This window comes from Janthinobacterium sp. BJB304, from assembly GCF_002735765.1.
Lineage (GTDB): Bacteria > Pseudomonadota > Gammaproteobacteria > Burkholderiales > Burkholderiaceae_D > Janthinobacterium.
This window is the reverse complement of the sequence record NZ_PDZN01000019.1, coordinates 86,934-105,165: the sequence shown is the minus strand read 5'-3', so window position 1 is coordinate 105,165 and position 18,232 is coordinate 86,934. Positions and strand designations below refer to the sequence as shown.

The 18,232-nt window shown below is 61.7% G+C and carries 19 protein-coding genes; 17 read left to right on the top strand and 2 right to left on the bottom strand.

The genetic code is table 11. The annotated features are described in order from the left end of the window. The first annotated feature begins 1 nt into the window (after position 1). The 15 genes from nuoG to CSQ95_RS21335 all read left to right on the top strand — a co-directional run bounded on the left by nuoG (position 2) and on the right by CSQ95_RS21335 (position 14,552). Positions 2-2,335 carry an NADH-quinone oxidoreductase subunit NuoG gene (nuoG, locus tag CSQ95_RS21405; protein ID WP_099410961.1) on the top strand — a complete coding sequence of 778 codons (2,334 nt, stop codon included), beginning with the start codon at positions 2-4 and terminating at the stop codon, positions 2,333-2,335. Then, complete coding sequence (gene nuoH, locus CSQ95_RS21400) at positions 2,335-3,417, top strand: NADH-quinone oxidoreductase subunit NuoH (protein ID WP_070224109.1); 1,083 nt, start codon at positions 2,335-2,337, stop codon at positions 3,415-3,417. The genes nuoG and nuoH overlap by 1 nt, the downstream gene beginning before the upstream one ends. Before the next feature lie 14 nt (positions 3,418-3,431). Beyond that, positions 3,432-3,920, top strand: a complete 489-nt coding sequence (gene nuoI, locus CSQ95_RS21395) for an NADH-quinone oxidoreductase subunit NuoI (protein ID WP_010399726.1) — start codon at positions 3,432-3,434, stop codon at positions 3,918-3,920. 65 nt (positions 3,921-3,985) lie between these two features. Next, the gene (locus CSQ95_RS21390; RefSeq protein ID WP_034779507.1) at positions 3,986-4,618 is read left to right on the top strand and encodes an NADH-quinone oxidoreductase subunit J; all 633 of its coding nucleotides are present in this window, start codon (positions 3,986-3,988) and stop codon (positions 4,616-4,618) included. Next, complete coding sequence (gene nuoK / locus CSQ95_RS21385) at positions 4,615-4,923, top strand: NADH-quinone oxidoreductase subunit NuoK (RefSeq protein WP_010399724.1); 309 nt, start codon at positions 4,615-4,617, stop codon at positions 4,921-4,923. The genes CSQ95_RS21390 and nuoK overlap by 4 nt, the downstream gene beginning before the upstream one ends. Positions 4,924-4,969: 46 nt before the next feature. Then, complete coding sequence (gene nuoL / locus CSQ95_RS21380; protein ID WP_070224107.1) at positions 4,970-7,054, top strand: NADH-quinone oxidoreductase subunit L; 2,085 nt, start codon at positions 4,970-4,972, stop codon at positions 7,052-7,054. A gap of 29 nt (positions 7,055-7,083) precedes the next feature. Next, positions 7,084-8,583 carry an NADH-quinone oxidoreductase subunit M gene (locus tag CSQ95_RS21375; protein WP_099410960.1) on the top strand — a complete coding sequence of 500 codons (1,500 nt, stop codon included), beginning with the start codon at positions 7,084-7,086 and terminating at the stop codon, positions 8,581-8,583. A 16-nt stretch (positions 8,584-8,599) separates the two neighbouring features. Beyond that, on the top strand, positions 8,600-10,102 hold the full coding sequence (nuoN, locus tag CSQ95_RS21370) for an NADH-quinone oxidoreductase subunit NuoN (RefSeq protein WP_070224105.1): 1,503 nt from the start codon (positions 8,600-8,602) through the stop codon (positions 10,100-10,102). Positions 10,103-10,105: 3 nt separating this feature from the next. After that, entirely contained in the window at positions 10,106-10,429 is a 324-nt protein-coding gene (locus CSQ95_RS21365; RefSeq protein ID WP_070224104.1) for a DUF2818 family protein, read from the top strand. Between the two features lie 57 nt (positions 10,430-10,486). Next, the gene (locus CSQ95_RS21360; protein WP_099410959.1) at positions 10,487-11,044 is read left to right on the top strand and encodes an NUDIX domain-containing protein; all 558 of its coding nucleotides are present in this window, start codon (positions 10,487-10,489) and stop codon (positions 11,042-11,044) included. 8 nt (positions 11,045-11,052) lie between these two features. Further along, a complete protein-coding gene (locus CSQ95_RS21355) occupies positions 11,053-11,748 on the top strand; it encodes a hypothetical protein (RefSeq protein WP_180279125.1) in 696 nt (231 codons plus the stop codon). Positions 11,749-11,760: 12 nt separating this feature from the next. Continuing rightward, entirely contained in the window at positions 11,761-12,474 is a 714-nt protein-coding gene (gene ispD / locus CSQ95_RS21350; RefSeq protein WP_070224101.1) for a 2-C-methyl-D-erythritol 4-phosphate cytidylyltransferase, read from the top strand. 16 nt (positions 12,475-12,490) lie between these two features. After that, positions 12,491-12,991, top strand: coding sequence for a 2-C-methyl-D-erythritol 2,4-cyclodiphosphate synthase (gene ispF, locus CSQ95_RS21345; RefSeq protein WP_070224100.1), 501 nt, complete (start codon positions 12,491-12,493; stop codon positions 12,989-12,991). 37 nt (positions 12,992-13,028) lie between these two features. Beyond that, positions 13,029-14,192, top strand: coding sequence for a PQQ-dependent sugar dehydrogenase (locus CSQ95_RS21340; protein ID WP_099410957.1), 1,164 nt, complete (start codon positions 13,029-13,031; stop codon positions 14,190-14,192). A 57-nt stretch (positions 14,193-14,249) separates the two neighbouring features. Next, a complete protein-coding gene (locus CSQ95_RS21335; protein WP_180279124.1) occupies positions 14,250-14,552 on the top strand; it encodes a hypothetical protein in 303 nt (100 codons plus the stop codon). A 10-nt stretch (positions 14,553-14,562) separates the two neighbouring features. On the opposite strand, the gene CSQ95_RS21330 is transcribed toward CSQ95_RS21335, so the two are convergent. After that, entirely contained in the window at positions 14,563-15,777 is a 1,215-nt protein-coding gene (locus CSQ95_RS21330) for an MFS transporter (RefSeq protein ID WP_070311366.1), read from the bottom strand. Between the two features lie 90 nt (positions 15,778-15,867). Between CSQ95_RS21330 and CSQ95_RS21325 the strand changes: the two genes are divergently transcribed. Then, positions 15,868-16,488: a TetR/AcrR family transcriptional regulator gene (locus CSQ95_RS21325; protein WP_099410955.1), complete on the top strand. Its 621-nt coding sequence runs from the start codon at positions 15,868-15,870 to the stop codon at positions 16,486-16,488. 160 nt (positions 16,489-16,648) lie between these two features. Here the strand turns inward: CSQ95_RS21325 and CSQ95_RS21320 are convergent, their stop codons facing one another. Beyond that, a complete protein-coding gene (locus CSQ95_RS21320) occupies positions 16,649-16,987 on the bottom strand; it encodes an MmcQ/YjbR family DNA-binding protein (RefSeq protein ID WP_046683867.1) in 339 nt (112 codons plus the stop codon). 515 nt (positions 16,988-17,502) lie between these two features. Here CSQ95_RS21320 and CSQ95_RS21315 point away from each other — a divergent pair. Beyond that, positions 17,503-18,159, top strand: coding sequence for a CCXG family PEP-CTERM protein (locus tag CSQ95_RS21315; RefSeq protein WP_099410999.1), 657 nt, complete (start codon positions 17,503-17,505; stop codon positions 18,157-18,159). The last annotated feature ends 73 nt before the right edge of the window (positions 18,160-18,232 follow it).

The following is an 18,232-nucleotide window of genomic DNA, read 5'->3' as shown; positions in this document are numbered from 1 at the left end:
CATGGTTGAAATCGAAATAGACGGCAAAAAAGTCGAAGTCCCTGCTGGTAGCATGGTGATGGACGCCGCCAACAAATTGGGAACCTACATTCCGCACTTCTGCTATCACAAGAAATTGTCGATCGCAGCGAACTGCCGCATGTGCCTGGTCGAAGTGGAAAAGGCGCCCAAGCCTTTGCCCGCTTGCGCGACCCCGGTCAGTGCCGGCATGATCGTGCGCTCCGCCAGCGATAAAGCTGTGCAGGCGCAAAAGTCGGTCATGGAATTCTTGCTGATTAACCACCCGCTCGATTGCCCTATCTGCGATCAGGGCGGCGAATGCCAGTTGCAAGACTTGGCCGTGGGTTACGGCAAGAGCGAATCGCGCTACAAGGAAGACAAGCGCGTCGTCACGCCGAAGGAAGCCGGTCCGCTGGTCTCCATGCAAGAGATGTCGCGCTGCATCCAGTGCACCCGCTGCGTACGCTTTGGCCAGGAAGTGGCCGGCGTGATGGAGCTGGGCATGATCGGCCGCGGCGAACACTCGGAAATCGTGTCGTTTGTCGGCCAGACGGTCGACTCCGAACTGTCGGGCAACATGATCGACCTGTGCCCGGTCGGCGCACTGACCTCGAAGCCGTTCCGCTACAGCGCCCGTACGTGGGAACTGTCGCGCCGCAAATCGGTCAGCCCGCATGACGGCCTCGGCTCGAACCTGATCGTGCAAGTGAAAGCTGGCAAGGTCAAGCGCGTACTGCCGCTGGAAAACGAAGCCGTCAACGAGTGCTGGATCTCGGACAAGGACCGTTTCTCGTACGAAGCGCTGGACAGCGCCGAACGCCTGACGTCACCGATGCTGAAACAAGGCAACGAGTGGAAAGAAGTCGATTGGCAGACCGCGCTGGAATACGTGGCGCACGGTTTGAAAAATATCAAGCACGAGCATGGCGCTGACGCCATCGCCGCGCTGGCCACCCCGCATTCGACCGTCGAAGAGCTGGTCCTGCTGCAAAAAGTCGTCCACGGCCTCGGTTCCGAGCACGTCGACTTCCGCCTGCGCCAGACCGACTTCGCGCTCGACGCCGGCGTGAAACCTTGGCTGGGCATGCCGATCAACGAATTTGGCCAGATCAAGCGCGCCTTCGTCATCGGCTCGTTCCTGCGCAAGGATCACCCATTGCTGGCCACGCGTTTGCGCGCGTCCGTCAAGGGCGGCGCCAAGCTGTCGATCCTGCACGCCTCCGACGATGATCAGCTGATCACCATCGCCAACAAGATGATCGTCGCACCTGGCGATTGGCTGGCGGCCTTGTCGGAAGTGGTCGTCGCTGTTGCTAAAGCGAAAGAAATCACCGCGCCAGCCGGTTTTGAAGCGGTTGTTGCTTCGGACGTGGCCGTCGCCATCGCCGCCAGCCTGATGGCCGGCGACCATGGCGCCGTGCTGCTGGGTAACGCGGCAACGCAACACCCGCAAGCGTCGCAACTGCATGCTGCCGCGCAATGGATCGCCGAACAGACGGGCGCCAAGCTCGGTTACCTGACGGAAGCGGCCAACACGGTAGGCGCGCACCTGGTCGCCAAGCCGCGCGCCAACGTGCAAGCCGCCTTTGCTGCTCCGAAAAAAGCCTACGTGCTGCTGCACGCCGAGCCGGAACTCGATGCCGCCAATCCGCAAGCGGCCCGCGCCGCCCTCGATGGCGCCGACATGGTCGTGGCGATGTCGGCCTTCAAGCACGGCATGGAGTACGCCGATGTCTTGCTGCCGATCGCCCCGTTCGCTGAAACCTCGGGCACCTTCGTCAACTGCGAAGGCCGCGCGCAAAGCTTCAACGGCACCGTCAAGCCGCTGGCCGATACCCGTCCAGCCTGGAAAGTGCTGCGCGTCCTGGGCAACATCCTGGGCCTGGCCGGTTTCGACTACGATACCTCCGAAGCGATCCGCGACGAAGCGTTCGGCGCTGGCGTGACCGATCTGTCGGCACAGCTGAACAATATCGCCAAGAACGCACCGGAAGCGGCAAGCTACGCACCGGCTTCGCCAGCGCTGCAACGCATCGCCGACGTGCCGATCTACTTCGCCGACGCGCTGGTCCGCCGCTCCGAACCGCTGCTGCGCACGGTCGACGGCGCCGCGCCGCAAGCCCATCTGTCGCCAGCATTGGCCGAGAAGCTGGGCATCAAGGCGGGCGACAAGGTCAAAGTGGCGCAAGGCTCCGGCAGCGCCATCCTGGTGGCGGCAATTCATGCCGGCCTGCCAGCCAATGTGGTCAAAGTGTCGGCGGCGCATGCCTCGACGGCCAGCCTGGGCGGCATGTTCGGTGACATCACAGTTGAAACAGCAGAGGGGAAAATCTGATGGCTCTGCCTGAATTTGTAAACGTCATCAACAGCAGCGGCCAGGATCTGCTGGGCGGCTCGTGGCCGTTCTTCTGGACCCTGATCAAGATCCTGTGCGTGCTGTTGCCGCTGATGGGCCTGGTTGCCTACCTGACCTTGTGGGAACGCAAGCTGATCGGCTGGATCCAGATCCGCGTCGGCCCGAACCGCGTCGGCCCATTGGGCTTGCTGCAGCCGATCGCCGATGCGCTGAAACTCTTGTTCAAAGAGATCATCATCCCGTCCAAGGCCGCCAAAGGCCTGTTCGTGATCGGCCCGATCATGACCATCATGCCGGCCTTGGCCGCCTGGTCGGTCGTGCCCTTCGGCCCGCAAGCCGTGCTGGCCAACGTCAACGCAGGCTTGCTGATGCTGCTGGCGATTACCTCGATGGAAGTCTACGGCATCATCATCGCCGGCTGGGCCTCGAACTCGAAGTACTCGTTCATGGGCGCCATGCGCGCTTCGGCACAGATGATTTCGTATGAAATCCCGATGGGCTTCGTGATGGTCATCGTGCTGATGGTCTCGGGCAGCCTGAACTTCATCGACATCGTCGGCGGCCAGCAGATCGGCTTCTTCGCCGACAAGGGCGTCAATTTCATGTCGTGGAACTGGCTGCCGCTGCTGCCGATGTTCGTCATCTACCTGGTGTCGGGCCTGGCTGAAGCCAACCGTCACCCGTTCGACGTCGTCGAAGGCGAGTCGGAAATCGTCGCCGGCCACATGGTCGAGTACTCGGGCATGGCCTACGCCATGTTCATGCTGGCCGAATACGCCAACATGATCCTGATCGGCGCCCTGGCTTCGATCATGTTCCTCGGTGGCTGGTCCGCACCATTTGCTTTCCTTGAGTTCTGGGGTGGTTTCGGCGGCTTCTTCTGGCTGTTCGCCAAGACCTTCTTCATCGTGTCGGTGTTCATCTGGGTACGCGGTACGTTCCCACGCTACCGTTATGACCAGATCATGCGCCTCGGCTGGAAAGTGTTTATCCCGTTGACGCTGGTCTACCTGGTCTTCGTCGCTGCCTGGATGCAGACATCCTGGAATATTTGGAAGTAAGAGAGTGCATACGAATGGATAAGGTAAAAGATTTCTTCAGCAGCCTCTTGTTAGGCGAGCTGATCAAGGGCATGGCGCTGACAGGCAAGTACATGTTTTCGCGCAAGATCACGGTGCAATTCCCGGAAGAGAAGACACCGATCTCGCCGCGTTTCCGTGGCTTGCACGCGCTGCGCCGCTACCCGAACGGCGAGGAACGTTGCATCGCCTGCAAACTGTGCGAAGCGGTTTGCCCGGCGATGGCCATCACGATCGAATCGGAACAGCGTGACGACGGTTCGCGCCGTACCACGCGTTACGATATCGACTTGACCAAGTGCATCTTCTGCGGTTTCTGCGAAGAGTCCTGCCCGGTCGATTCGATCGTCGAGACGCAAATCCTGGAATACCACGGCGAGAAACGCGGGGATTTGTATTACACGAAAGAGATGTTGCTGGCCGTAGGCGATCGTTATGAAAATGACATCGCCGCTGCGCGCGCCGCCGACGCACCTTATCGCTGATGGATGCGCCGTAGCCCCTGGCTGCGGCGCGCCCCTCGTTCATCTGTACGTCTATTGGGTTTTTTATGGACTTTAAAACAATTTTGTTTTACGCCTTCGCGCTGATCTTGATTCTGGCAGCGACGCGCGTCATCACGGCCCGTAATCCGGTCCACGCAGTACTGTTCCTGGTACTGTCCTTCTTCTCGGCAGCGGGCATCTGGATGCTGCTGCAAGCTGAATTCCTGGCCATCGTGCTGGTATTGGTATACGTCGGCGCCGTGATGGTGCTGTTCCTGTTCGTGGTCATGATGCTCGATATCAATATCGACCGCATGCGCGAAGGTTTCTGGGGCTACTTGCCACTGTCCGTGACGGTGGGCGTGATCATCGTGCTGGAAATGGCCGCCGTCCTGTGGCACGGTTTTCGCAACTTTGCGCCGAGCATCGCGCCAGTGAACGTCAACCTGGGCGGCACCAAGGAACTGGGCCTGTTGATCTATACCAAATATGTGTTCGCCTTCGAAATCGCCGCCGTCGTGCTGCTGGTGGCCATCGTCGCCGCGGTCGCACTGACTTTGCGCAAACGCAAGGACACCAAGCATTTTGCTCCAGGCGATGCCGTGCGCGTCAAGCGCAACGACCGCCTGAAGATCATCAAGATGGACGCGGTCGTCGAGCGTCCTGCGGCTGAGCCGGAAGTTAAGGAGGCACCATGACATTATCGCTCACACATTTTCTGGTCCTGGGCGCGATCCTGTTCGCAATCTCGATCGTCGGTATTTTCCTGAACCGCAAGAACATCATCGTATTGCTGATGGCAATCGAATTGATGCTGCTGGCGGTGAATATGAATTTCATCGCGTTCTCCCATTTCATGGGCGACGCGGCCGGTCAGATCTTCGTTTTCTTCATCCTGACGGTTGCCGCCGCTGAGTCGGCTATCGGTCTGGCTATTCTGGTGGTGATGTTCCGTAATCTGGATACCATCAACGTCGAAGACCTGGACAGCCTCAAAGGCTGATGTTTTTCAGACTCGATCTCTCGAATAATAACGATTAAGGTTCATCATGGCGGGGCAACTCCTCAACCCTAACCTCCTTCTTGCCGTACCGCTGGCGCCGCTGGCCGGTGCCGCGATTGCAGGCTTGCTTGGCACCCAGTTCCTGGGTAATTTGGTCGGACGCAAGACGTCGCATACCGCGACGATCCTGGGCGTACTGATTGCGTTCATCCTGTCCGTGCAGACACTGCTGGCAGTGATGGATGGCGCGACATTCAATGGCACGATCTATAACTGGATGACGATCGGCACCCTGAAGATGGAAGTGGGCTTCCAGATCGATTCGCTGTCGGCGATGATGATGTGCGTGGTCACCTTCGTCTCCCTGATGGTGCATATCTACACGATCGGCTACATGAAGGACGACGAAGGCTACAACCGCTTCTTCGCCTACATCTCGCTGTTCACGTTCTCGATGTTGATGCTGGTCATGGCCAACAACTTCCTGCAACTGTTCTTCGGTTGGGAAGCCGTGGGCCTGGTCTCCTACCTCTTGATCGGTTTCTGGTACCAGCGTCCGACGGCCATCGTGGCCAACATGAAGGCTTTCCTGGTCAACCGCGTGGGCGACTTCGGCTTCATCCTGGGCATCGGCCTGCTGCTGGCATTCGCCGGCACCATGAACTACCAGGAAGTGTTCGCCAAGAAAGACGAACTGGCGCTGCTGACGATGCCGGGCACCGACTGGGCTCTGCTGACCGTTGCCTGCATCTGCCTGTTCATCGGCGCGATGGGCAAATCGGCGCAGTTCCCGCTGCACGTGTGGCTGCCTGACTCGATGGAAGGTCCTACCCCGATTTCGGCACTGATCCACGCCGCAACGATGGTGACGGCCGGTATCTTCATGGTCTCGCGCATGTCGCCGCTGTTCGAACTGTCCGACACGGCACTGTCCTTCATCCTGGTGATCGGTTCCATCACGGCGCTGTTCATGGGTTTCCTGGGCATCATCCAGAACGACATCAAGCGCGTCGTCGCTTACTCGACCCTGTCGCAGCTCGGCTACATGACCGTGGCGCTCGGTTCGTCCGCATACTCCGTGGCCGTGTTCCACCTGATGACGCACGCATTCTTCAAGGCACTGCTGTTCCTGGGCGCCGGTTCCGTCATCATCGGCATGCACCATGACCAGGACATCCGCAACATGGGCGGCCTGCGCAAGTACATGCCGATCACCTGGATCACTTCCCTGGTCGGTTCGCTGGCCCTGATCGGCACGCCGCTGTTCTCCGGTTTCTACTCGAAAGACAGCATCATCGAAGCCGTCGAAGCGACGCACATCTGGGGCGCTGGCTTTGCCCAGTTCGCCGTGCTGGCTGGCGTGTTCGTCACCGCCTTCTACTCGTTCCGCATGTATTTCCTCGTCTTCCACGGCAAGGAACGTTTCGGCCAGGCACACGCGCACGGTCATGACGACCACCACGCGCCTGCGGCCAAGCATGATTCGGACGCGCACGATGAAGAAGACGAAGACGACCACGCGCACCATGGCCTGGAACCTGGCCAGAAGCCGCATGAGTCCCCGTTCGTCGTGTGGTTCCCGCTGGTGATGCTGGCGATCCCTTCCTTGATCATCGGTTACCTGACGATCGGCCCGATGCTGCATGGCGATTTCTTCAAGGGCGTGATTTTTGTCGGCGAAAACCATCCAGCAATGGAAGAGTTGTCGCATGAATTCCACGGCGCGATGGCGATGGCGATCCACGGCCTGTCGACGGCACCGTTCTGGCTGGCATTGTCCGGCGTGGTGGCAGCCTACTACTGCTACATGGTCAACCCGCGCGTACCGGCCTGGTTCTTTGCCAAGTTCCACGCGATCCACACCCTGCTGGACAACAAGTACTACATGGACAAGTTCAATGAAGTCGTGTTCGCCGGCGGTGCCCGCTTGCTGGGTAATGGCCTGTGGAACTTCGGTGACAAGAAGCTGATCGACGGTTTCGTCGTCAATGGCAGCGCCAAGGTTGTCGCCTGGCTGTCCTCGCTGTCGCGAGTGTTGCAGACCGGCTACATCTATCACTATGCATTCGTGATGATCCTGGGCGTGCTGGGCTTCCTGATCTATTTCCTGCCATTCTGGCCCGCTAAGTAAGCTGACCTGATAAAAGAATACTGAGAACCATGATGCAGTCTACGATTTCTACACTACCTCCTTACCTGAGTCTGTCGATCTGGGTGCCGATCATTTGCGGCGTCCTGGTCCTGGCTCTCGGCCGTGACAGCAAAGCGGGCTTTACCCGCTGGCTGTCGCTGGCTGGCGCCGTGCTCAGCATGCTGTGCACCTTGCCGCTGATTCAGCATTTCGACAACGCCGCGCACGGCATGCAATTCGTCGAAAAAGCGCCGTGGATTGAAACTTTCAATATCTGGTACTCGCTGGGTATCGACGGCCTGTCGCTGTGGTTCATTCCACTGACGGCCTTCATCACGGTCATCGTCGTCATTTCCGCTTGGCAAGTGATCGAGAAGCGCATCGCCCAGTACATGGGCTCCTTCCTGATCCTGTCGGGCCTGATGATCGGCGTGTTCTGCGCGCTGGACGGCTTGCTGTTCTACTTCTTCTTTGAAGCAACCCTGATCCCGATGTTCATCATCATCGGTATCTGGGGCGGTTCGAACCGCGTGTACGCGTCGTTCAAGTTCTTCCTGTACACCTTCTTCGGTTCGCTGCTGACCCTGGTTGCCATCATCTACCTGCGCAATGTGTCGGGCACCTTCGACATCCTGGCCTGGCACGCGTTCAAGCTGTCGATGAACGAGCAGATCTTCATCTTCCTGGCCTTCCTGATGGCGTTTGCCGTCAAAGTGCCAATGTTCCCGGTCCACACGTGGTTGCCGGACGTCCACGTGGAAGCGCCAACGGGCGGTTCCGCCGTGCTGGCCGCCATCATGCTGAAACTGGGCGCCTACGGCTTCCTGCGTTTTTCGCTGCCGATCACGCCGGACGCCAGCCACTACCTGTCGGGCTTCATGATCACCCTGTCGCTGATCGCCGTCATCTACATCGGTCTGGTTGCCCTGGTGCAAACCGACATGAAAAAACTGGTCGCCTATTCGTCGATCGCGCACATGGGTTTCGTCACCCTGGGCTTCTTCATGTTCAACGACATTTCGGTGCAGGGCGGTATCGTGCAGATGGTCTCGCACGGCTTCATCTCCGGCGCGATGTTCCTGTGCATCGGCGTACTGTATGACCGCATGCATACCCGCAACATCGCAGACTACGGCGGCGTCGTGAACCGCATGCCGAAATTTGCCGCCTTCTTCGTGCTGTTTTCGATGGCCAACTGCGGTCTGCCAGCGACGTCCGGCTTCGTCGGCGAGTTCATGGTGATCCTGGGCGCGGTGAAATACAACTTCTGGATCGGTCTGCTGGCTGCAACGGCACTGATCTGGGGCGCGGCGTACTCGCTGTGGATGGCCAAGCGCGTGGTGTTCGGCAAGATCAAGAACAAGCACGTGGCCGAATTGACCGACATCAACAAACGTGAATTCTTCATGCTTGCTGTGCTGGCCATCGCCGTGCTCGTGATGGGTCTGTACCCAGCCCCGTTCACCGACACGATGCAAACTTCGGTTGCCGACCTGCTGCAGCATGTCGCCATCAGCAAGTTGCCTTAAATAGAAGACCGATAACATGACTAATGCACCTAATCTGGTACCGCTGTACGCGGAAATCTTTCTGCTGATCGCCACGTCGGCGCTCTTGCTGATCGATATGTTCTTGCCTGCGGCGAAGCGTTCGATCACCTATGCGCTGTCCTTGCTGACCCTGGCCGGCTGCGCCTTGCTGACCGTGGGCGACTTCAACGCGGGCACCACCGTCTACACGTTCCACAATATGTTCGTGTCGGACCCGATGTCGCAGCTGCTGAAACTGTTCTCGTACGGCGCCGTGGCGCTGACCCTGATCTACTCGCGTGCCTATGCCACCGACCGCAGCATGCTGTCGGGTAACCTGGGGGGCGAGTTCTACGTGCTGGCCCTGTTTGCACTGCTGGGCCAGATGATCATGATCTCGGCCAACAACTTCCTGATCATCTACCTGGGTCTGGAATTGATGTCGCTGTCGCTGTACGCACTGATCGCGCTGCGCCGTGACAATGCCAAGGCCACGGAAGCGGCCATGAAATACTTCATCCTGGGCGCACTGGCTTCCGGTTTCATGTTGTACGGTATCTCGATGCTGTACGGCGCGTCCGGCACGCTGGACCTGGGCGAACTGCGCGTGGCGCTGGAAAACGGCAAGACCAACGGCACCATCATGGTCTTCGGCCTGGTGTTCCTGGTCGCGGGCCTGGCCTTCAAACTGGGCGTCGTGCCATTCCACATGTGGGTGCCTGACGTGTATCAAGGTTCGCCGACGGCCGTGACCCTGCTGCTGGGCGCGGCGCCGAAACTGGCCGCTTTCGCCATCACCCTGCGCTTGCTGGCCGAAGGCTTGCTGCCGATGGCGCATGACTGGCAGCAGATGCTGCTGGTGCTGGCCGTGATGTCGCTGGCCATCGGTAACTTCACCGCCATCGCGCAAACGAATTTGAAGCGCATGTTGGCGTACTCGACCATCGCGCAAATGGGCTTCGTCCTGCTGGGCTTGCTGTCCGGTACCGTCGACGCGCCGAACAACACGCTGAATGCGGCTGGCGCAGCCACCGCCTACGGCGCCTCGATGTATTACGTCATCACCTACGTGTTCACCACCCTGGGTACCTTCGGCGTGATCATGTTGTTGGCACGTAATGGTTTCGAAGCAGAAGAACTGGCCGACTTCAAGGGCCTGGGCAAACGCAGCCCGATCTTCGCGCTGGTGATGACCCTGTTCATGTTCTCGCTGGCCGGCGTGCCGCCGCTGATGGGCTTCATGGCCAAGTACTCGGTGCTCGCTTCGGTATTGGCGACGGGCCAGCTGTGGCTGACCATCGCCGCCGTGCTGTTCTCGCTGATCGGCGCGTTCTACTACCTGCGCGTCGTGAAAATGATGTGGTTCGACGAGCCGACCGACAGCAATGCGCTGGTCGTGCATGGCGACATGCGCGTCGTGCTGGCCCTGAACGGCGTGTTCGTTCTGGCCCTTGGTGTGATGCCTAACAGCATCCTGGCTGCCTGCGCGACCGCCATCACCAAGACCCTGGCGTCCTGATCGATGGATGTCACCGCCTCGAGCTGGCTGGTGATCGCCCTGGGCATCCTGGGCGCCAACCTGCCTTTCCTGAACGAGAAACTGTTTGCCGCCGTGCCGCTGAAAAAGGCGGCGCAAGCGGAGCAGGGCTGGCGCAAGCCGCTGGCGCTGCGCCTGCTGGAGATGGTGATTCTGTACTTCATCGTCGGCGCCGTGGCGTTCGCGCTCGAGGCGCGCATCGGCAACGGTTTCCCGCAGACGTGGGAGTTCTATGCCATCACGGGATGCCTGTTCCTGGTGCTGGCTTTCCCAGGCTTTGTCGGACGCTACCTGCGCAAACGCCGTTAGCAACAACGACCGAAAGCGGCGCCTCTGGCGCCGTTTTTTATTGAATAAAGGAATTCCATGGATACGAATCTGATTGAAACCAAGGTCGACGGCGAACTCGTCTACCAGGGCGGCTTCCTGCGCGTGCAGCGCGACCGTGTTGCACTGCCGGACGGCAAGATCACGGCGCGCGAATTCGTTTTGCATCCGGGCGCCGTCGTGATCCTGCCGCTGCTCGACGACGGCACGGTGCTGATGGAACGCCAGTACCGTTATCCGCTGGACCGGGTCTTCATCGAATTTCCTGCTGGTAAAATCGATGCGGGCGAGTCGCACCTGGCCTGCGCCCAGCGCGAATTGCTGGAAGAAACGGGCTACACGGCCAGCGACTGGCAATTCGTCTCCACCATCCACAACGCCATCGCGTATTCCGACGAGCACCTGGAACTGTTTCTGGCGCGCGGGCTCGTGGCCGGCGAACGCCAGCTCGACGAGGGTGAATTCCTGGAAACGTTTACTGCCACGGTGCCGCAGCTGCTCGGCTGGGTCAGGGATGGCACGATCACGGACGTGAAGACCGTCATCGGTATCTTCTGGCTCGACAAGATTACCAGCGGCGCCTGGCAAGCGGCCTGATTCCGCACATGCGCGCGGCGCTTTTTCTGCTGCTGGCCTGTGTCACCTGGGGTGCGCAGGCGCAGGCGCGCACGCCGTTCCAGGTGCGCTGCGAAGACACGATCAGCAAGACGGTGTCCGTGCTGACGGCGCAGCAGAACGGCTACAGCATCGACACGCATCTGCCGTACAAGGCGCTGACGGTGATGAAGGGCACGGCGCGCGCGAACACCTGGGTGCTGGGCCTGACGAAGACGGATTCGCGCGTGGCCATCGCGCTGGCCGGTCCCATGCTGCAAGACCCGGCCAGCGGCTACGAATGCGTGGCGCCGCAGATTACCGTGAGCCTGACATATGCGCCCGTGGTGATCTATATCGGCCGCGAGTTTGCCCCCGGCACGTGCGCGTATGATGAGATACTCGCGCACGAGCTGCGGCACATGAAAACCTATATGGAACACCTGCCGCGCGTGGAAAAGACCGTGCGCGCCGCGCTGGCCAGACGCTTCGAGGCGCGGCCCCTGTACGCGCCCAGCGGCACGGCCAAGGCGGCGCTGGCGCGCGAAATCGATACGGGCTGGTTGCCGTATATCAAGGCGGAAATGCGCAAGGTGGAAACCTTGCAGGCCGCCATCGATTCGCCGCAAGAATATGCGCGCCTGGGCAAGGCGTGCAAGGGCGAAATCCAGAACATCCTGGCGGGCAAGACAGCGCCCGCCAACTAGACAAGGAATGGCATGACCGCAGCATCGAACACCGTCCGTTATTTTGCCCTGATCCCCGCCGCCGGCGTGGGTGCGCGCATGGAAGCGGGCAGTCCCAAGCAATATTTGGCCATCGCCGGCAAACCCATGCTGCGCCACGCGCTCGACGCCTTTCTCGCCAGCCCCCTGATCGCGCATACGTATGTCGTCGTCAGCGCCGAGGATGGCCAGATCGACGCCGTCGTGCCGGAGCAGGGCGCGGGGCATGGCGTCACCGTGCTGCGCTGCGGCGGCGCCACGCGCATGGACAGCATCCTGAATGGCTTGCACGCCGTGCACGGCAGCATCGATGCCCATGACCAGGTGCTGGTGCACGACGCGGCCCGGCCCGGTCTGACGCCGGCGCTGATCGAAAAGCTGATCATGGAAGTGGGCGACCACCCGGCCGGCGGCTTGCTGGCCTTACCCGTGGTCGATACCGTCAAGCGGGCCGGGCCGGGCAGCCTGTCGGCGCAGACGGTGCCACGCGATCATCTATGGCTGGCGCAGACGCCGCAAATGTTCAGCTATGCGCTGCTGCACCGGGCACTATCCGAAGCGCCCGATCCGCTGGCGATCACGGACGACGCCAGCGCCGTCGAAGCGCTGGGCCTGGCGCCGAAACTGGTCGAGGGCCATCCGCGCAACCTGAAGGTGACCCTGCCGCGCGACATCCACACGGCCGAGCTGTATTTGGCCCATCCTTGACTCCAGAAAGACCTGCATGCATACAACGACTCCCGACCTCCCATTTCGTATCGGCCAGGGCTATGACTGCCACGCGCTGGTGGAACACCGCGACCTGATCATCGGCGGCGTGAAAATTCCCCATCACCTCGGCTTGCTCGGCCACTCCGACGCGGACGTGCTGCTGCACGCGATTACGGACGCCATCTTCGGCGCCGCCGCCCTGGGCGACATCGGCCGCCACTTCCCCGACACGGACGCGCAATTCAAAGGCGCCGATTCGCGCACCCTGCTGCGCGAAGCCGTGCGCCGCGTGCAAGCGACCGGTTATATCATCGGCAATATCGACGCCACCATCATCGCCCAGCGTCCGAAGATGGCGCCGCACATCGCCGCCATGTGCGCGAACGTGGCCGAAGACCTCGGTGTGACCGTGGGCCAGGTCAACATCAAGGCCAAGACGAATGAAAAACTGGGCTACCTGGGGCGGGAAGAGGGCATCGCGGCAGAAGCGGTGGCCCTGCTGCTGCGCGCCTGAGACGCCAACCATTGATCGATTAACGACAGGAGTCGCCATGTTCCAGTTGCGCCGTAGCAGCATCTTGCTTGCCCTGGCATTGACTGCCGCGCCAGCGGCCTGGGCCGAACTGCAAGCCACGGGCGAGCCGCCCGCCGCCAGACAGGGCTGGAAGGCCGAGACCGTCGCGCAGGGCGTGCGCCAGCCTTGGGGCATCGCCTGGCTGGGCGAGGGCCGCGCCCTCGTCACCAGCAAGCAGGGGACCTTGCATCTGCTCACTGGCAAGACATTCGAGGACGTGGCGCTGGAAGGCATGCCCAAGGTGTTTACGGGCGGGCAGGGCGGCCTGCTCGATATCGTGCTGCATCCGCAGGATGCGGGCAAGCCGAACCCGCGCGTCTACATGACGGTGTCGACGGGCACGAATGACGCGAACCGCACGACGCTCGTGCGCGGCGTGTTCGACGGCAAGAAGGTGACGGGCATCGAGACCCTGTTCAAGGTGGCGACCGACAAGAGCGGCGGCCAGCATTTCGGTTCGCGCCTGCTGTGGCTGCCGGACGGCACTTTGCTGATGAGCGTGGCCGATGGCGGCAATCCGCCGCTGCGCATAGGCGACCGCCTGGCGCGCGAGCAGGCGCAAAACCTCGCCACGCACCAGGGCTCCATCCTGCGCCTGACGCAAGACGGCAAACCGGCGCCTGGCAATCCCTTGGCCGCCAAGGGGGCCTTGCCGGAAATCTGGTCGTACGGCCACCGCAACGTACAGGGCCTGGCGCTCGACCCTGTTTCCGGTCGCGTGTGGGCCACGGAACACGGTCCGTACGGCGGCGACGAGCTGAACCTGGTGGTGGCGGGCGGCAACTATGGCTGGCCCCTGCAAAGCTACGGCGCCGACTACAAGACGCATGAACCCGTCGGCAAGCATGAGGTGCCCGGCATGCTCAATCCCAGCGTAGCCTGGGTGCCGTCGCCGGCCCCGTCGGGGCTGGCCGTCTATACGGGCGACAAGATCGCCGCCTGGCGCGGCAGCATCTTCAGCGGTGGCCTGGCGGCCAAGGATATCCGCCGCATCGCCGTCGATGCGAACGGCAAGGTGACGGGGCAGGACCGCCTGGACATCGGCGCGCGCGTGCGCGACGTGCGCCAGGGACCGGATGGCTACCTGTATGCGCTGACGGACGAAGACAATGGCCGCCTGCTGCGCATCGTGCCGCGGTAATACGCCAGGCGCCATCTTCGCTTAAGATGGCGCCTTTATTTCATTCAAGGTGGCGGCATGGCCCGTGATACTTATGCATACCGGCATGTTGCCGTCGAATCGCGCGCGATTCATGGCCGCGTGGAAATCCGCCCCGTGCCGGGCCAGGCGTTTTCGCCGGAACTGGCCGTGCAGTGCTCGCGCCGCCTGGTCGACCTGCAGCGCTATCCGCTGGGCAGCCGCTTTTTACTGTTTGCCAAGCTGACCGACCGCCTGGGCGGCACGCCTTTCCTGTATGCCTATCACGGCGATGTGGATGTGCCCATGACGCCGGCCGAAGTGACGAAATTCCTCGGCGAATTCCGCCGCGGCCGCATCTGAAGGCACGGTCCTACGACGCTGGGCAGGCCGCGCCGGCCTTGGCGGCGGCCTGCGGCTTGCCGAACAGCGCGATCGTCAAGGCGCAGCCGAGGGCGAACAGGCCGCCCACCACCATCGCGCTCGACACGCCCAGCCGGTCGACGGCCATGCCGCCGAGCAAGGCGCCCGACGCCAGCGATACTTGCACAATGGCGACAAACAGCGCGCTGCTGCCTTCCATCAAATGGGGCGCCGCCTTGAACATCCACGTCTGGACGGCGATCGGCATGGCGCCGAAACCGAAGCCCCAGACGGCCACCAGCAGCATGGCCGTCACCGAGTGGCTGCCGAACGCGGCCAGGGCGAGGGTGGACAGGCCCAGCACGGCGCCTGTGACCATCAGCGCGGCCCGTTCGTAGCGCCCGGCCGCCCAGCCGCCCACGAGGTTGCCGATGAAGCCGGAAGCGCCGTACACGAGCAGCATGGCACTGACTGTGCCAGCCGCCAGGTGCGAGATCTGCGTGAGGAAGGGCGCGATATACGTGTAAGCGGCGAACTGGCCCGTAAACAGCATGGCCGTGGCGATCAGGCCCAGTCTGGCCTTGCGGATGCCGAAAATCATCGGCAGCTGGCGCAGGCGGATGGCCTGTGTCGGCGGCAGCTTGGGCAGCAGCAAGAGCTGGCCGATGAAGACCAGCACGGCGATGGCGCTGGCCGCGCCGAAAGCGACCCTCCAACCCACCAGTTCGCCCACCAGCGCGCCGGCCGGCACGCCCGCCACCGTGCCCAGCGAGACGCCGGCGAAGATGATGGACATGGCGCGCGAGGCATGCTGCGGCGCCACCAGGCGCGGGCCGATGGCGCTGCCGATGGCCCAGAAGCCGCCCACGCCCACGCCCAGCATGGCGCGGCCCAGCAGTATCCACGCATACGAGGGCGCCAGCGCCACCAGCAGGTTCGAGGCGACGAGCAGGGCGGTGAGCGCCAGCAGCACGATGCGCCGGTCCAGCCGGCCCGAGCCGACGGTGACGAAGATGGCGGCGAACGCGGCAACGATGCCGGGCGTGGTGATCATCAGCCCCGCCTGGCCCTTGCTGATGGCCAGTTCGGCGGCCATCGCGGGCAGCAGGCCGACGGGCAGGAATTCGGAGGTGACGAGGGCGAAGGCGCCGATGCCGACCGATAAGACGGCCAGCCACGGCGCCACGGTGGTATCGTCGGCAGAGGTGTTGGAAGGTGTGTGCATAGGGTTCCTGAAAAGCCGGGAGGTTTTTAACCGGTCGGTATATAATCAGGGCAGGCAGACACTGTTGTCAATAATTTTTTACCGAACGGTATGAAACAAGATAAAAAAGAGGAAGCGCCCAAGGCGAAAACGGGACGGCCACGCACGTTCGACGCGGACGAGGCGCTCGATTGCGCCATGAAAGTGTTCTGGGAAAAGGGCTATGAGGGCAGTTCCTTGCCGGAATTGACGAAGGCCATGGGCATGAACCGGCCCAGCCTGTATGCCGTCTTCGGCAACAAGGAGCAATTGTTCCACAAGGCGCTCGAGCGCTACAGCGACACGCGCATGCGGTTTTTCGATGCGGCCCTGGAACAGCCGACGGCGCGCCAGGTGGTGGAAGCCCTGCTGACGCAGTATGTCGACGCGCAAACCATGCCGGACGGCCCGCACGGCTGCATGGGCGTCAATGCGGCGCTCGCCTGCAGCGACGACGCCTTGCCGATCCGCGATGAATTGTTCGCGCGCCGGCTGCGCGGTGAAATCAAGTTGCGCGACCGCTTGCGGCGCGCGAAGGAGGAGGGGGATCTGCCGCCCGATTCCTGCCCGGAGCAGCAGGCGCGCTTTGTCGTGACCTTGTCGCAGGGCATGGCCATCCAGGCGGCGGCCGGCGTCTCGCGCGAGCAATTGCAGCAAATGGTGGGCTTGCTGCTGCGCAATTGGCCGATGTAACTAAGTAATCCTCGGGAAATTAGTGTGAATTTATGACGAACAGAACCGGATGCTATGCAAGGCGCTCGCTGCGACGCAGTGCGGGCACTGCTAGCAGTGAGCAACGCCGCAGAGCGCCGATTATGGCAGTCAGAAATCACAATAATTTATTGGGGGTTACTTAGCCCGTCGGGGCGATGGTCTTGGCCAGGTCGCTCGGTGCCTTGCGCCGCCAGGCGGCCGTCAGGGCTGCGGCCAGCATGTCCAGCTCCGCGTCCGCCAGGCATACCGTGATGCCGGCCAGGCGTTCGCCCCACCAGAGTTTCTCGCAGCCCGATGGCGTGATGACGGTGGCGATATGCGCCGCTTCCGCATCGAGCAGCACGTTGATGTGCTCGTCATCGGGCAGGGTGGCAAAGATCTTCCCGCCCACGCGGAAGGCTGGACGGTCGTGGTGTTCTTCCTCGCTCGTGTCGGGAAACGACAGTGCCAGATAGCGTAGTTCTTCCAGGTCGACCATTCCTCTTTCCCCCTCATCGGACAGATAGCAGCGTGACTACATTTTGCCATGCTGTTTCGCCCCGTGGTGCAGCGGCATGCGAAAAGAAATGCGCGCGATGCGACACTGACGGCCTGATCTGTGGTGCCGCCGCGACATGCCGCGCGCCGCAGATGGCCGTCGCGCCAGAGTGGAAGCTGGCGCTTTTCTGCTGCTGGGCAGGTGATTGCCAGAAAAATATCTTTCATGGTCAAAAGAAAAATACTTTTCTTCTGGGGAATTTACGCTAGAATAGCTCCATCGTCTTACCTGACCCGTCAATTGTCTGGCCTTGTCCCGGGAACCCGAACCCTTTCCAGGACGCTTGCAGTGCCGCCATGGCACGCCGCAAGTCCGCATTGTCACGCGGAAGTTCACGCCCCCGACCGCTCATCCTTGCAATTTCTCGCGCTATGCCGACACGCCTCAATGCAGCGTGTATTCAGCTCCAGCGCCCCTTGCTGCGCCCACTGAATACTTACTTACTGGATACCATCATGAAAAACTTGCCTAAAATCGCCCTGTCCCTGATCGTTGTCGGTGCGTTTGCCCACGCGAACGCCAGCACCATCACCCTGTCCACCGGCTATTCGAACGCTGGCGCGCAAAGCTCCGCCGGCGCCTATGAATCCGTGGTGAACGCCGCCGTGGCCACGCCAGGCGCCGGCTATGGCTCGACGACGATTGCCAGCTACGATAACGTCAACAACAGCGGCCTGTTCGGCAGCGGCTCGAACATCGCTTTCAAATCCGTCATCAACTTTGGCGTCAGCGCGGCCGATGCGGGCGCCTGGAGCTTCCGCAGCGGCGTTGACTTCGGCAAGGGCGGCGCCCTGTTCCTCGACGGCGTGGCGCTGGACTTCAAGAGCAATGACATGTGGTGGGCAGGCAACTACAACAATGGCAGCCAGTTCCTCAGCGGTTCGAGCGCCTTGTCGGCGGGTAACCATACCCTGAGCATCTATGGCCTGGAAGGTTGCTGCGATGGCGGCCAGCAAGCGCAGTTCAAGGCGGGAAACAGTAATTTCGTCAGCTTCGGCGCCAACGATGGCTTGATCTCGGCCGTCCCTGAGCCAACCACCTACGCCATGCTGCTGGTCGGCCTGGGCTTGCTGGGCTTTACGGCGCGCCGCAAGCAGGAAGCCAAGTTCTAAACAGCGATACGCTGCGCGCCTCGCGGCGCACTTAAAAAAAGCCCGCCGGTCTGTCAGGACACGGCGGGCTTTT

Excerpts from the sequence above, each read along its gene's own strand:
- ispD (WP_070224101.1), top strand. The coding sequence starts at position 11,761 with ATGACCGCAGCATCGAACACCGTCCGTTATTTTGCCCTGATCCCCGCC.
- CSQ95_RS21355 (WP_180279125.1), top strand. The coding sequence starts at position 11,053 with ATGCGCGCGGCGCTTTTTCTGCTGCTGGCCTGTGTCACCTGGGGTGCG.
- CSQ95_RS21360 (WP_099410959.1), top strand. The coding sequence starts at position 10,487 with ATGGATACGAATCTGATTGAAACCAAGGTCGACGGCGAACTCGTCTAC.
- nuoL (WP_070224107.1), top strand. The coding sequence starts at position 4,970 with ATGGCGGGGCAACTCCTCAACCCTAACCTCCTTCTTGCCGTACCGCTG.
- CSQ95_RS21365 (WP_070224104.1), top strand. The coding sequence starts at position 10,106 with ATGGATGTCACCGCCTCGAGCTGGCTGGTGATCGCCCTGGGCATCCTG.
- CSQ95_RS21320 (WP_046683867.1), bottom strand. The coding sequence starts at position 16,987 with ATGGTCGACCTGGAAGAACTACGCTATCTGGCACTGTCGTTTCCCGAC.
- CSQ95_RS21340 (WP_099410957.1), top strand. The coding sequence starts at position 13,029 with ATGTTCCAGTTGCGCCGTAGCAGCATCTTGCTTGCCCTGGCATTGACT.
- nuoI (WP_010399726.1), top strand. The coding sequence starts at position 3,432 with ATGGATAAGGTAAAAGATTTCTTCAGCAGCCTCTTGTTAGGCGAGCTG.
- CSQ95_RS21335 (WP_180279124.1), top strand. The coding sequence starts at position 14,250 with ATGGCCCGTGATACTTATGCATACCGGCATGTTGCCGTCGAATCGCGC.
- CSQ95_RS21315 (WP_099410999.1), top strand. The coding sequence starts at position 17,503 with ATGAAAAACTTGCCTAAAATCGCCCTGTCCCTGATCGTTGTCGGTGCG.
- nuoH (WP_070224109.1), top strand. The coding sequence starts at position 2,335 with ATGGCTCTGCCTGAATTTGTAAACGTCATCAACAGCAGCGGCCAGGAT.
- CSQ95_RS21375 (WP_099410960.1), top strand. The coding sequence starts at position 7,084 with ATGATGCAGTCTACGATTTCTACACTACCTCCTTACCTGAGTCTGTCG.
- nuoG (WP_099410961.1), top strand. The coding sequence starts at position 2 with ATGGTTGAAATCGAAATAGACGGCAAAAAAGTCGAAGTCCCTGCTGGT.
- CSQ95_RS21390 (WP_034779507.1), top strand. The coding sequence starts at position 3,986 with ATGGACTTTAAAACAATTTTGTTTTACGCCTTCGCGCTGATCTTGATT.
- CSQ95_RS21325 (WP_099410955.1), top strand. The coding sequence starts at position 15,868 with ATGAAACAAGATAAAAAAGAGGAAGCGCCCAAGGCGAAAACGGGACGG.
- nuoN (WP_070224105.1), top strand. The coding sequence starts at position 8,600 with ATGACTAATGCACCTAATCTGGTACCGCTGTACGCGGAAATCTTTCTG.
- CSQ95_RS21330 (WP_070311366.1), bottom strand. The coding sequence starts at position 15,777 with ATGCACACACCTTCCAACACCTCTGCCGACGATACCACCGTGGCGCCG.
- nuoK (WP_010399724.1), top strand. The coding sequence starts at position 4,615 with ATGACATTATCGCTCACACATTTTCTGGTCCTGGGCGCGATCCTGTTC.
- ispF (WP_070224100.1), top strand. The coding sequence starts at position 12,491 with ATGCATACAACGACTCCCGACCTCCCATTTCGTATCGGCCAGGGCTAT.